Raw genomic sequence first — 12,333 nt, forward strand, 5'->3', positions numbered from 1 at the left:
CCTCACCATGCCCACGACCAGATCCGTCCGGCCCGACCTCGCGGCGGCCCGCGCGCGTACGCTCGCCGGCCTGCGCGACGCGATGTCCGCCGAAGACCTCGCGGGCGCCGAGAACTGCGCGCGGCGGCTGCACGCCGCGCTGCCCGCGCCCGACCGGCTCGGCGACAACGTCGTGCTCGTCGCCTACGGCGGCGGCAAGGACAGCACTTACACCCTGGCCTTCGTACGGATGGTGCAGCTGCTCCTTCGCGAGCGCCACGGCAGCACCTTCCGGCTCCGGTCGGCGACCAACCGTCAGGGCGGCATGACACAGGCCGTGATGGACAACATCGACCGCGCCTACCGCGCGCTGAGCCTCGCCGACGATCCGGACTGCACGGCGCTGTTGATCGACGACGAGGTGGTGCGGCCCTTCCGCCGGCAGGAGCCGATCCTGCCGCGGGTGCTGGCCCGCAACCGCCTGGACCTGCTGATGACCGGGCACCGGACGATGGCCGAGGCCCGCCCGACGTTCTGCAACTCCTGCAACCTGAGCATGGTCAACTCGTTCGGCATCGCCGCGGCGTACGACGGCGGTGTCGACCTCGTCATCACCGGCGACTCACCGGCCGAGCAGCGGGCCTACCACCTGTGGGTCAACCGGCTGGCTCGCGACCACGGCCGCACCGTACGACAGCGCGGCGCCACCGGGTTCGGCGGTTTCCTGCGTTCCGCCGACGCGATAGCGGGCGCCTACTTCACCGAGATCTTCGGTCCCGACGCACCCGCCGAGGTGGCCGCCCGCAGGGTCGTCTCCGACGTGCCGCAGGCGCTGCGGTTCTTCTCCATCTTCGAGGACACGGGATACAGCTCGTCAAACCACTGGCCGCTGCTCACCGGCTTCCTCGGCTTCGAGTTCGACGAGATCGCCTTCAGCTTCACCGAGTCCGACTGCGCCAACCCCACGCTGATGGCCCACCTGCGGGCCCTCAAGTGCGAGCGCCTGTACGGCCGGGACTACGGCGACGGACTGGCCGAGTACGTCGCCTTCGCCACGAAGCTGATGCGTGCCAAGGAGTTCCCCGAGTGGCTGATCGACCGGGTCCATCAGCGCTACGCCGGACCGGACGCGTCCGCGCTGATGCGGGAGCGGGCGGGCCGGTTCGCCGCCGAGGCGTACGGACTCAGCGAGGAACAGCTGATCTGCATGGTCCACTCACCCTTCTCGGGGAAGGGCGAGCGCCTGTCCGCGTACCTCTCCGCGGAACGGCCGCACCTGCTGCCGCGCCTCGCCGACGTCCACGACTTCCTGGCGGGCGGCGACGGCGACGGCGTGGCCGATGAGCTGTGCGAGATCAGCGGACTCGAACCGCACGAGCTGCGCGGCCTGTACCGCAGCCCGACGCTGCTCGGCACCGGCGAGGGGCCCAGGAACATCCTGCACGCCATCCTCGACGGGGATCCCCACAAGGAGATGATCATGACCCGCCGGTCGCCCGGCGGGCCGCTGGAACCCGAGCTGATCAGCGGCCGGTAGGCAGCAGGGCGATGAGCTCGCGCTCCCGGGCCCGGCTCAGACCGGCGCCGCGCTCGCGTTCGAGTCCCTGCGCACGCTCGAACTCCAGCGCGTCGGCGATCATTTCGGCGCGCGGGCGGTGGCGCAGGCCCACCCGCGTCGCCGCCGCGCCGTCGCGGGTGGACCAGCCCTCCCAGCCGGGCTCGACGAGCCACATGGCCAGGGAGTCGGCACCGGCCCACTGACCGACCTCCTGCTTGAGGAGCCAGTCCACCTCCGCGTACCGGACCGGGCCGGTGTGGCCGCCCGCGGCGCGGCAGAGGTCGATCCACTCGCCGAACGGCACCACCGGACCGACCGCGTTGAAGACGCCGGTGAGCCGCTGCTCGGCCGCGTCCAGCAGCCACGCGACGAGGTCGCGCACGTCGATGACCTGCGTGGGCACGGCAGGGGTGTCCGGCACCAGCATCGGTTCGCGCGGGGCCAGCGCCGCGCGGGCGGTCCAGGCCGCCGACCGGCCGGTCCTGTCGCCCGGGCCGCCGATGAGGCCCGGCCGCGCGATGAGCAGCCGGTCCCCGCAGGCGGCCGCGGACGCCTGCTCGCAGGCCACCTTCGCCGGCCCGTACTGCTCACCGTCCGCCTCGTCGCCGGCGATCGGCTCGGCCAGCGCGGCGGACTCGTCGGCGCCCGGGGTGTCGGTCGCCGCGTACGCGTTCACCGAGGAGACGTACGTCCAGTGCCGGGCCCGGCCCGCGAGCGCGGCGAGCGCCGAGCGGACCAGCCCCGGCTGCCAGGACACCTCGAGGACCGCGTCCCAGTCCCGGTCGGCGACCTCGTCGTACGCGCCGGGCTCGCGCCGGTCGGCGCGCACCAGCTCCGCGCCGTCGGCGACGTCACCGCTGTCGCCACGGGCCAGGCAGGTCACGTGATGGCCGCGGTCGAGGGCCTGCCGGGCGACCTCGCGGCCCACCCACGCCGTCCCCCCGAGGATCAGAAGATTCATGTGGTCATCGTAGCGAGACGGCCGGCGCGTCCGGGGCGCATGACGGATCACGTTGCGGACCAATTGCCGCTGTGCGCAAGGGGGTCGGTCGCGCGGATCACGTGGCGGGCCCTAGGATCCGGCGCCGCCGCCACCCGCTCTCCCAACGACGACGTGTCCGGCGCACGGTTCCCGGTGGTGGTCCGTCAGACCTCGGGTGTCGCGACGATCGATTGAGTCCGCCCTGGGCGGACTCAATCGGTCGTCGCAACTTGCTCCGCAGTCCGGCCGCTGCCCCCGGGATACCGTCGATGGATCGCGGCCGAGACGTCGCGCGGTCTCGCGGACTCCAATGTCCTGCGCTTGAGGATCGCGATCTCTTCACGCTCGTGAAAAGACACACCTCGCCGCCTGCGACGTCCTCGGCACCACCAGCGCGTACGCCGACCGGGTGCGCCAGGCCCGTGCCCAACTGCCGCCCATGAAGACCGGCGCCCTGGGGCAGCTGCAGGAGTGGCAGCAGGACTGGGACGCGGATGCGCCCGAGCAGCAGCACCGCCACATCTCCCACCTGCACGGCCTCCACCCCAGCAACCAGATCACCAAGCGCACCACCCCAGAACTCTTCCAGGGGGCCCTGAAGACTCTGCCCCGAGTGACCGTGAGATCCCACGTGCCGCGACCTGCACCAGCGGGGCGAGGGCGTGCGGGTTCACGGCGTCGGCGTGGGCGACGACCGAGACGGCCGCGACGACGGTGTTGTCCGGCCCGTACACGGGGGCCGCGATCGACACGGCGTCCATCGTCACCTGCCGGTCGCTGATGGCGACTCCGGTGCGGCGCACCCCGGCGAGGGTGCGGCGCACTTCGTCCGGGGTGCACAGGGTCTTCTCCGTGTGCCGGACGAGCGGCCGGGACAGCACCTGTTCCTGGACTTCCCGGGGCGCATGGGCGAGGAGGACGAGGCCGACGCCGGTGGGTGCGAGGTCGAACCGCCCGCCGACGCGGGTGAGGACCTTGACCGCGTCGCGGCCTGCGAGGCGCTCCACGTAGACGACGGACAGGTCCTCGCGGACGGCGATCTGCACGTTCTCGCGGGTGATGTGCCCGAGGTCGGAGAGATACGGCAGGGCGGCCTCGCGCAGGCCGAGGCCGCGCGGGGCGAGGGAGGCGATCTCCCACAGCCGCAGGCCGATGCGGTAGCCGCCGCTCGGCTCGCGTTCGAGAGCGCCCCAGCCGGCCAGTTCCCTCACCAGCCGGTGGGTGGTGGTGAGGGGCAGTCCGGTGTGGCGGGAGATGTCGGCGAGCCGCAGCACGGGCCGCTCCGGGGTGAAGGCTTCCAACACCTGCAGGGCCCTGGCCGTCACCGAGCAGCTGCCGGTCGGGGCTCGGCGCTGCATGCGGACCTCCTTGTCCGGGCCCCGGCCGCTCCACTGCGGGCTCGGGCACGTCACCGAAAAACTAGGCAGATCCCTGACGGCCGTCAATGCTCTGGTGAACATCACCGTTCCGCTGTCCGACGCCGTCCAGTGCGGGGCGATCGCGGCGGATGCACGGTCGATCAACGCGGCGGGGTCCTCGGCACCGTCGCCACCTGATCCCTGATGCCCGAAGCCGTCGCCGGTCCCCAGCACGCCGGCTGTCGAACCGGCGCGTCACGCCGGGCCCGCACCGCTCCGTCACGTGGGCCCTCGCGCGGCCGTCAGAGATCCAGGACGAGTCTGGGGCACGCAGCCCTGGAGACGCAGATCATCATCGTGTCGTGCGCCTCCTGCTCGGCGGGGGTGAGGAGGGAGTCGCGATGGTCGATCGTGCCCTCGATCACGGACGTCTCACAGGTGCCGCACGTGCCCTCCTGACAGGAGGAGAGGACCTGCACCCCGGCCTCCTCGACCGCCTGCAGCACGGACTTGTCCGGCGGGACGGTCACCGTGATGCCGGTCTGCGCCAGCTCGATCTCGAACGCCCGGTCCCTTACGGGGGCTTGAAGCTCCTTCGGCGCAAACCGCTCGACGTGGAGGGTGCCGGGCGGCCAGTCGGCGCACCGCTCCTCGACGCCCTTGAGGAGCGGTTCCGGACCGCAGCAGTAGACGAGCGTGCCGGGCCGCGGCGTCCCCAGGAGCGCGTCGAGGTCGAGGAGCCCGTACGCGTCCTCGGGCCGGACCCTCAACCGCTCCCCGTACCGCGTGACGAGTGCGTCGCGGAAGGCCATCGACGCGAGGGTCCGCCCTCCGTACACCAACTCCCACGCGGATCCCTGTCGTTCGGCCTGCTCCAGCATCGGGACGATCGGGGTGATGCCGATGCCGCCGGCGATGAAGAGGTACCGTTCGGCGCGCTCCAGGGGGAAGTGGTTGCGCGGGCCGCGCACCTGGACCGGATCGCCCTCGGCCAGCTTGTCGTGCACGTGGAGGGAGCCTCCGCGCCCGCCGTTCTCCCGAAGGACGGCGACGCGCCACACGTGGGCGTCCTCCGGCGAGGAGCACAGCGAGTACTGCCGTACCAGATCCGGGGCGAGCAGCAGGTCGATGTGTGCGCCGGGCGTCCAGGCGGGCAGGGGAGCGTTGTCGGCCCGGCGCAGGCCGAGGGAGACCACACCGTCGGCCTCGTCGGTGCGGCGGGCCACGACGAGGTCGAGTTCGGCCTCGGGTGCGGTGGTGCTTGTGGTCATCAGAGGGTCCTTGGGTACGCAAGTACGCGAGGTGCGCACGTACGCGAGTACGCGCGGTCAGGCGCCGACGAGTCGGCGAGGGGGCGGGGCGCGGGACCCGGGGCGGGGACGGTCCCCCGGCCCGGGTGCCCGTCGGGATGGGCGAGCAGCCACTCCCACAGCTCCACCGGGTCCTCGGACTCCCGGGATTCGCCGCACCAGCACCAGCCGCGCAGCCGGTCCGTGCCGGGGATCCACACGATCCGGTAGTCCGTGTCCCCGTCGAGCATCGTCGTGGGCTGCGGGCCCATCAGACGGCCGCCACGGACTCGGCCGCGCCGGCCTCGACGAGCCGCTTGAGAATGCGGCGGGCGGCCAGCCCACCGGCGTCGATGTTGATGCTGAGCTCCTGCGTCCCGGCCGGCTCGGAGGCGATGACCTGCTCCAGCTTGTTCAGGGCGACGACGTCCTGGAGGACGACGGTGCGGTTGTTGTCGTGCAGGAAGTCGGAGACCTCCTGGTCGTCCAGGGCGAAGTCGCGGGCCACGGCCCAGAAGTCGTGGGTGCTGTACTCGGTTTCGGGGGTGATGGCGTAGACGACCTCGACGTGGAAGGCGTCCGGGTCGCTGCCGTCGGCGCGGGGGCCGGGTGCGCCGACGGGGGCGATGCGCGAGTGCAGGAGGTACAGGCAGGGGGCGTGGTACTCGATGTCCTGCCAGCGCGTGATGCGACCGGTGATGCCGGTGGACCTGGCGTAGAACGGCGGGCAGGCCGCGTCGTCCATGTGCCGGCTGACGTACACGACGCCCGACTTCTCGTCGACCTCGGTGGTGATGGGGGTCTCGGCGACCTCGGGGGTCCCGATGTAGCCGCCGTGCAGGTACGTCTCGTGGGACAGGTCGAGCAGGTTGTCGACGAGGAGCCCGTAGCGGGCCGCGAGCGGTTCCATGCCGCAGACGGTGGTGTGGTCGGGCGAGTCCAGCCAGGGGGCGCGGGGGATCAGGGCCTCGTCGGCCTTGTCCTTCTCGCCGATCCACACCCACACGAAGGAGTCCTGCTCCTTGACGGGGTAGGAGGTGAGCCGGGCGGTGCGGGGCACGCGCTTCTGGCCGGGCACGCTCACGCAGACGCCGTCGGCGCCATAGGTGAAGCCGTGGTAGCCGCAGACGACCGTGTCGCCGTCCAGCCGGCTCGGCTTCTCGGAGAGCGGGAAACGGCGGTGTACGCAGCGGTCCGCCATGGCGGTGACCTCGCCCGCCTCGGTGCGCCAGAAAAGGATCGACTCGCCGCAGATCGTGCGGGTGAACAGCTCCCGCCCGATCTCGCTGCCGTAGGCGGCCACGTACCACTGGTTGCGCGCGAATGACGTCGTCGTCATCGTCAACTCCCTTGCGTTCGGGTGCGCCCGACGCATCGACGGACTGCGGACTGGGGGTGATGGGTTTCGGATTACGGGTCGGGGTTTGCGGGTTGCGGATGCCGGTTGCCCCGAGGGGCCGGGGTGGAACGCCGACGGTTCCCAGAGTGCTGCGGACACGGGCCTGGGAACAGGGCGCCTTCCGTTGAGCGGAAGGCCGAGGCGGGCCCCGTTCAGCGAGGCGGGCGGCCCATTGCCGCCGCCCTCGACGGTGAAGCTGGAGATCCAGCGTGCCTTGTCGCCGGCCAGGAACAGGGCCGCGTACGCCGGGTCCCAAGGCGTCCCCTCCGTGTTCGCCCGTATCCGCGAGCAGACCGGCCGGGACCCGGCCACCGTCCAGGCGGTCGGTGATCCTGCCCGTGGCCTGCGGCTCCGCCCGCCGGGAGTGGAGCCGCCACGCCGGCGTCGGACACCGCCAGACGGATCACCGCCTCAGCCGCCCGCCCCGCGCCGCAACGGGCACGGGGTGAGTACGTCGAGGCGGGGGCCGTCCAAGGCGCCGGCCGGCATCCGTCACTCTCGCAGCGGCACCGTCTCCAACAACTCCTCCGCCAGCGCCCGGGACGCCGCGTCCACACGGGCGTCGGCGCGGCGGAAGACGTCCTCGGCCACGGCGGCGGGCCAGTCGGCCGGGAGATGCTGGATCGGGAGGTGGGGGTCGGCGCGGACGATCTGGAGCCACTCCGTCAGCAGACGGAGTTTGACGGCGAGTTCGTCGACGTCCGAGGCGCCGCGGCCGTCCGCGAAGGCGGACCAGCGGTCGTGGAAGGCGGCGTAGCCGACGGCCGGGGTCGCGAGGTCCCAGGTCTCGTGCACCATGCGGGGGATGTCGGTGGCCGGGTCCGCGGTGGAGCGGAACACCCTGACGTGAGGGCCGAGTTCGGGGTCCTCCGTGATCGCGGTGACATCCGCCCGACCCGGCGCGATCCACAGGCCGCCGATGAGCGGGCCGAAGCCCGCCCAGGTCAGCTGGGAGCGCAGGTCGTGGCGCTGCCGCTGGCTGGCCTCGGGCAGGGAGAAGGCGAGCAGCGTCCACGTACCGTCCCAGTCGTCGTTGACGGCTCCCTGCTTCCAGATGCGGTGCTCGCCGTCGCGGAGGATCGCCGCCGCCCGGTCGGTGAGGCCGAAGTACATGCGGCGGCCCTCGCGGCGGCGCTGCAGCAGGCCGCGGCCCACCATGCGGGTCAGGGTGGAGCGGGTGGCGTGCTCGCCCACGCCCGTACGGCCGAAGACCTCGATGATGCTGCCGGAGTAGACGCAGACGTCGCCGCCCAGCACGAAGTTGCCGAGGAACGTGAGCATGAGGGACTGGGGGCGCAGGGTCACCTCGGATCCCGGACCCGTCCGGAGTTCGTCCCCCGTGGCCTCGTACACCGCGCTCTCGTCTCGCGCGGCGTCTCCGCCCGTCGCGCCACTGCTGCCGCCTGCCATGTCGCCCTCCCGCATCACACCACCGTCGTACGGACCGCATGTTACGCATTCTCTTGACCGTCGCAAGAAGAATGCCTAGCGTTGCGCAGGAATTGAACGAGCGGACGGGACCGGGCACGCCCCGTGGAACGGTGTCACCCCCGCCTCTTCCTCCCCCCGCTCCCCCCATCTCTCCGCCCCCCGAGGAGATACACCAATGGACCTTTCCGGCAAGGTTGCCGTCGTCACCGGCAGCGGGCGCGGCCTCGGCCTCGCCTACGCCCGCGCCCTCGCCGCCGCCGGCGCCTCGGTCGTCGTCAACGACGTGGACGCCGAGGCAGCCGAGGCGGCCGTCAAGCAGATCACCGAGGACGGAGGGCGCGCGGCCGCCGAGGTCGTCGCCGTCGGCACCAGCGAGGCCGCCGACGCCCTGGTGAACCGGGCCGTGGCCGAGTTCGGACGGCTCGACGTCCTGGTCACCAACGCGGGCGTGTTGCGCGACCGCGTCCTGTGGAAGATGTCGGACGACGACTTCGACACCGTCCAGCACGTGCACCTGCGCGGCACCTTCACCTGCGCCCGCGCCGCCGCGGTCCGGATGCGCGAGCAGGGCGAGGGCGGCCGTATCATCGTCGCCGGCTCCCCCGCCGGACAGCGCGGCAACTTCGGCCAGACCAACTACGCCGCCGTCAAGGCGGGCATCGCTGCGATGGTGCGTACCTGGGCCATGGAGCTGGCGAAGGCGGGCATCACCGCCAACGCCGTCGTCCCCAACGCGGCCACCGAGATGACGAAGACCATGCCGCTGTTCGCCCCCTACATCGAGGCGTACGAGAACGACGGCACGCCCTTCCCGGACTCCCTGCGCAAGGGCGTCGCCTTCGGCACCGCCGAGGACTGCGCGGGCCTGGTGGTCTTCCTCGCCTCCGACGCGGCGAAGGACGTCACCGGCCAGTGCGTCGGCATCGGCGGTGACAAGCTGTCGCTGTGGTCGCACCCGCAGGAGGTCTCGGCCGCGTACACCGACGGCGGCTGGTCGGCGGACGCGATCGCCGCCGCCTGGCCGACCTCGGTGGGCCGGCGTCCGGAGACGTACGGCATCCCCGCCCCGCAGCTGTAAGGAGGCCGCCATGACGGGCACCGACACCGGCATCGACATCGATGCGATCACCGCGATCGACGTGCACACCCACGCCGAGGTCTCCTCGCGTGGATGGGGCTCGCTCCCCTCCGAGCTGGAGGAGGCGTCCAGCAAGTACTTCAAGGTGGAGGACGGCCACCGCAAGCCGACGCTCACCGAGATCGCCGCGTACTACCGCGAGCGGAAGATGGCGTGCGTCGTCTTCACCGTCGACGCGGAGGCCGCGACCGGCGTCCCGGCCGTTCCCAACGAGGAGATCGCCGAGGCCGCCGCCGAGAACCCGGACGTCATCATCCCGTTCGCCTCGGTCGACCCCGCCAAGGGAAGGGCGGGAGCTCGGGAAGTCGGCCGCCTGGTACGGGACTTCGGGGTGCGCGGCTTCAAGTTCCACCCGAGCGTCCAGGCGTTCTACCCCAACGACCGGTCCGCGTACGTCCTGTACGAGGCGATCGAGGAGGCCGGTGCCGTCGCCGTCTTCCACACCGGCCAGACCGGCATCGGCGCGGGAGCACCCGGCGGCGGCGGCATCCGCCTGAAGTACTCCAACCCGCTGTACATCGACGACGTGGCCGCCGACTTCCCCGGTATGCCGGTCATCATGGCCCACCCGTCCTTCCCCTGGCAGGACGAGGCGCTGTCGGTGGCCACGCACAAGCCGCAGGTCTACATCGACCTGTCGGGCTGGTCGCCCAAGTACTTCCCGCCGCAGCTCGTCCAGTACGCCAACAGCTTGCTCAAGGACAAGGTGCTGTTCGGGACCGACTACCCGCTCCTCACCCCCGACCGCTGGCTCAAGGACTTCGCCGCGCTGCCGATCAAGGACGAGATCAGGCCGAAGATCCTCAAGGAGAACGCGGCCCGGCTGTTCGGCTTCGTCAAGGACTGATCCCGTCCGTCCCCGCAGCTCTCGGAGACGCACCCGCAGCTCTCAGGGACGCAAAGGAGCTCCCGCATGCGCAACCACGGCATCGGGTCCTGGACCGCACGACGCGCCCGCAAGACCCCGCACCGCCTGGCCGTCGTCCACCAGGGGGCCCGGTACACCTACGCCCAGCTGCACGACCGCATCACCCGCCTCGCCCACCACCTGCGTTCCCTCGGCGTCCGCCACGGCGACCGCGTCGCCTTCCTCGGCCCGAACCACCCCGCGTTCCTGGAGACCATGTTCGCGGCCGGCCAGCTGGGCGCCGTCTTCGTCCCGCTCAACATCCGCCTCGCAGACACCGAGCTGAGGCACTGCCTCACCGACTCCGGTGCGTCCGTGCTCGTCCACTCCCCCTCGTTCGGCGCGTTCGCCGCCACCTCCGGCACCGGCCGGCTCGTTGCCGTCGACGACACGTACGAGAAAGCGCTGGCCCAGGCTCCGAACTCCTCCGCCGACGAGGGCGTCGCCCTCGACGACCTCGCGATGATCATGTACACCTCGGGGACCACGGGCCGTGCCAAGGGCGCCGTGCTCAGCCACTCCAACCTCACCTGGAACAGCATCAACACACTCGTCGACGCCGACTTCGCCTCCGACGAGGTGACCCTGCTGTCCGCACCCATGTTCCACACGGCGGCCCTCAACATGACGTGCCTGCCTACGTTCCTCAAGGGCGGCACACTGATCCTCGAGGAGTCGTTCTCGCCCTCCCGCATCCTCGACCTGGTCGAGGAGCACGGCGTGACGGTCATGTTCGGCGTGCCGACCATGTTCCAGCAGATCGCCGCGGAGGAGCGGTTCGCGGCGGCCGACCTGTCGTCCGTACGGAAGATGATGTGCGGCGGCGCACCGGTTCCCCGGGCGCTGATCCGCACGTACGAAAAGCGCGGCCTGCGCTTCCTCCAGGGCTACGGCATGACCGAGGCCTCGCCCGGCGTGTGCCTGCTGGACGCGGAGAACGCCCTGGCCAAGGCGGGCAGCGCTGGCGTGCCGCACTTCTTCAACGACGTGCGGATCGCCGATCCCGACGGGCACGACGCCGAACGCGGCGAACTCCTCGTCGAGGGCCCCACCGTCATGTCCGGCTACTGGGGCCTGCCGGACGCGACCACGGCCGCCTTCACGGACGGCTGGTTCCGCACGGGCGATGTGGCCATCGCGGACGAGGACGGATACGTCACCATCGTCGACCGCGTCAAGGACATGATCATCTCGGGTGGGGAGAACATCTACCCGGCCGAGGTGGAGAAGGCCCTGTACGAACACCCGGCTGTCGCGGACTGTGCCGTGATTGGCGTACCCGACGAGAAGTGGGGCGAGGTGGGCCGCGCAGTCGTCGTCCTCGCGCCGGACGCGGAGGCCGGCGCCGACGAGATCCTGGCCTTCCTCGACGGCCGCCTCGCCCGCTACAAGATCCCCAAGTCCGTCGTCTTCGCCGACGCACTGCCCCGCAGCGGCGCCGGCAAGCTGCTCAAGCCCCGCATCCGGGAAACCTACGGACCCGCCAACTCTTCTGGAGCCCACGCATGACTGCCCTTCGTACCGCCACCGGCCTCGTCGAGATCAAGGCCCTCGCCGGCGCCGGCCTCGGCCGCACCGACTGGCTGGAGATCACCCAGGAGCGGGTGAACACCTTCGCCGACGCCACCGGCGACCACCAGTGGATCCACGTCGACCCCGAGCGCGCGGCGGCCGGCCCCTTCGGCGCCCCGATCGCCCACGGCTACCTCACCCTCTCCCTCGTCATCCCCCTCTTCAACGACCTGCTCGCCATCGAGGGCGTCTCGATGAGCATCAACTACGGCCTGGACAAGGTCCGTTTCCCCAGCCCGGTGAAGGTCGGAGCGAAGATCCGCCTGCACGGCGCCGTGGACTCCGTGGAGGAGGTCAAGGGCAACGGCGTAGAGATGCACCTGACCTTCACGATCGAGGTGGAGGGCTCGGAGAAGCCGGCGTGCGTGGCGTCGGCGATCTACCGGCACTACGCGTAGAACCGGCACTACACGGAGAACCGCCGCTATGCGGAGAAGTCCGCTCGCCCGCCCGAGCCGCCCGCTCCCCTGCCCACCGCATGCGAGGTCCTGTCCTGCCATCCCGTCTCTTCACCGAGGACCATGCCTTGGCCGGCGCCGGGTGACGCGGGATACCGGGCGCCGATGGTTGACCCGCCGCCCGTCTCACGGCAGGGCGAGCCCGCATCTTTAAGGTACCGGCCTACCGGGCACCTGCCGCTGCCGTCCGACGCTGAATACGAGTATGAATCATCGTAACAATCGCGGAGACTCTTTGGCGTCGCATTGGCCACCGTTGTCC

11 protein-coding genes and 2 pseudogenes are annotated in these 12,333 nt (G+C 71.3%); 6 read left to right on the forward strand and 7 right to left on the reverse strand.

Annotation, left to right across the window (positions count from 1 at the left end):
• The first annotated feature begins 7 nt into the window (after positions 1–7).
• On the forward strand, positions 8–1,516 hold the full coding sequence (locus AC6I72_RS00165) for a PqqD family protein (protein ID WP_497998470.1): 1,509 nt from the start codon (positions 8–10) through the stop codon (positions 1,514–1,516).
• Here the strand turns inward: AC6I72_RS00165 and AC6I72_RS00170 are convergent.
• Both AC6I72_RS00170 and AC6I72_RS00175 read right to left on the reverse strand, forming a co-directional pair.
• Positions 1,503–2,498: an NAD-dependent epimerase/dehydratase family protein gene (locus tag AC6I72_RS00170; protein ID WP_497998471.1), complete on the reverse strand. Its 996-nt coding sequence runs from the start codon at positions 2,496–2,498 to the stop codon at positions 1,503–1,505. The genes AC6I72_RS00165 and AC6I72_RS00170 overlap by 14 nt on opposite strands.
• Positions 2,499–2,774: 276 nt before the next feature.
• Positions 2,775–2,884: pseudogene (locus AC6I72_RS00175) on the reverse strand (helix-turn-helix domain-containing protein); the annotation flags it as partial.
• A 44-nt stretch (positions 2,885–2,928) separates the two neighbouring features.
• Between AC6I72_RS00175 and AC6I72_RS00180 the strand changes: the two are divergent.
• Positions 2,929–3,069: pseudogene (locus AC6I72_RS00180) on the forward strand (glycosyl hydrolase family 95 catalytic domain-containing protein); the annotation flags it as partial.
• A 7-nt stretch (positions 3,070–3,076) separates the two neighbouring features.
• Here the strand turns inward: AC6I72_RS00180 and AC6I72_RS00185 are convergent.
• The 5 genes from AC6I72_RS00185 to AC6I72_RS00205 form a co-directional block, all read right to left on the reverse strand.
• The gene (locus AC6I72_RS00185) at positions 3,077–3,877 is read right to left on the reverse strand and encodes an IclR family transcriptional regulator (RefSeq protein WP_497998473.1); all 801 of its coding nucleotides are present in this window, start codon (positions 3,875–3,877) and stop codon (positions 3,077–3,079) included.
• 302 nt (positions 3,878–4,179) lie between these two features.
• Positions 4,180–5,148 carry a PDR/VanB family oxidoreductase gene (locus AC6I72_RS00190; RefSeq protein ID WP_497998474.1) on the reverse strand — a complete coding sequence of 323 codons (969 nt, stop codon included), beginning with the start codon at positions 5,146–5,148 and terminating at the stop codon, positions 4,180–4,182.
• Entirely contained in the window at positions 5,148–5,438 is a 291-nt protein-coding gene (locus AC6I72_RS00195; RefSeq protein WP_497998476.1) for a hypothetical protein, read from the reverse strand. The genes AC6I72_RS00190 and AC6I72_RS00195 overlap by 1 nt, the downstream gene beginning before the upstream one ends.
• Positions 5,438–6,505 carry a Rieske 2Fe-2S domain-containing protein gene (locus tag AC6I72_RS00200; RefSeq protein ID WP_497998477.1) on the reverse strand — a complete coding sequence of 356 codons (1,068 nt, stop codon included), beginning with the start codon at positions 6,503–6,505 and terminating at the stop codon, positions 5,438–5,440. The genes AC6I72_RS00195 and AC6I72_RS00200 overlap by 1 nt, the downstream gene beginning before the upstream one ends.
• A gap of 552 nt (positions 6,506–7,057) precedes the next feature.
• Positions 7,058–7,990, reverse strand: a complete 933-nt coding sequence (locus tag AC6I72_RS00205; protein WP_497998478.1) for a PaaX family transcriptional regulator — start codon at positions 7,988–7,990, stop codon at positions 7,058–7,060.
• Between the two features lie 181 nt (positions 7,991–8,171).
• Between AC6I72_RS00205 and AC6I72_RS00210 the strand changes: the two genes are divergently transcribed.
• The 4 genes from AC6I72_RS00210 (at position 8,172) to AC6I72_RS00225 (ending at position 12,011) form a co-directional block, all read left to right on the forward strand.
• Entirely contained in the window at positions 8,172–9,074 is a 903-nt protein-coding gene (locus AC6I72_RS00210; protein WP_497998479.1) for an SDR family oxidoreductase, read from the forward strand.
• Positions 9,075–9,084: 10 nt separating this feature from the next.
• Positions 9,085–9,981, forward strand: a complete 897-nt coding sequence (locus tag AC6I72_RS00215) for an amidohydrolase family protein (RefSeq protein WP_497998481.1) — start codon at positions 9,085–9,087, stop codon at positions 9,979–9,981.
• A gap of 66 nt (positions 9,982–10,047) precedes the next feature.
• A complete protein-coding gene (locus AC6I72_RS00220; RefSeq protein ID WP_497998483.1) occupies positions 10,048–11,550 on the forward strand; it encodes an acyl-CoA synthetase in 1,503 nt (500 codons plus the stop codon).
• On the forward strand, positions 11,547–12,011 hold the full coding sequence (locus tag AC6I72_RS00225) for a MaoC family dehydratase (RefSeq protein ID WP_497998485.1): 465 nt from the start codon (positions 11,547–11,549) through the stop codon (positions 12,009–12,011). The genes AC6I72_RS00220 and AC6I72_RS00225 overlap by 4 nt, the downstream gene beginning before the upstream one ends.
• The last annotated feature ends 322 nt before the right edge of the window (positions 12,012–12,333 follow it).

It is taken from the genome of Streptomyces sp. Xyl84, from assembly GCF_059731885.1.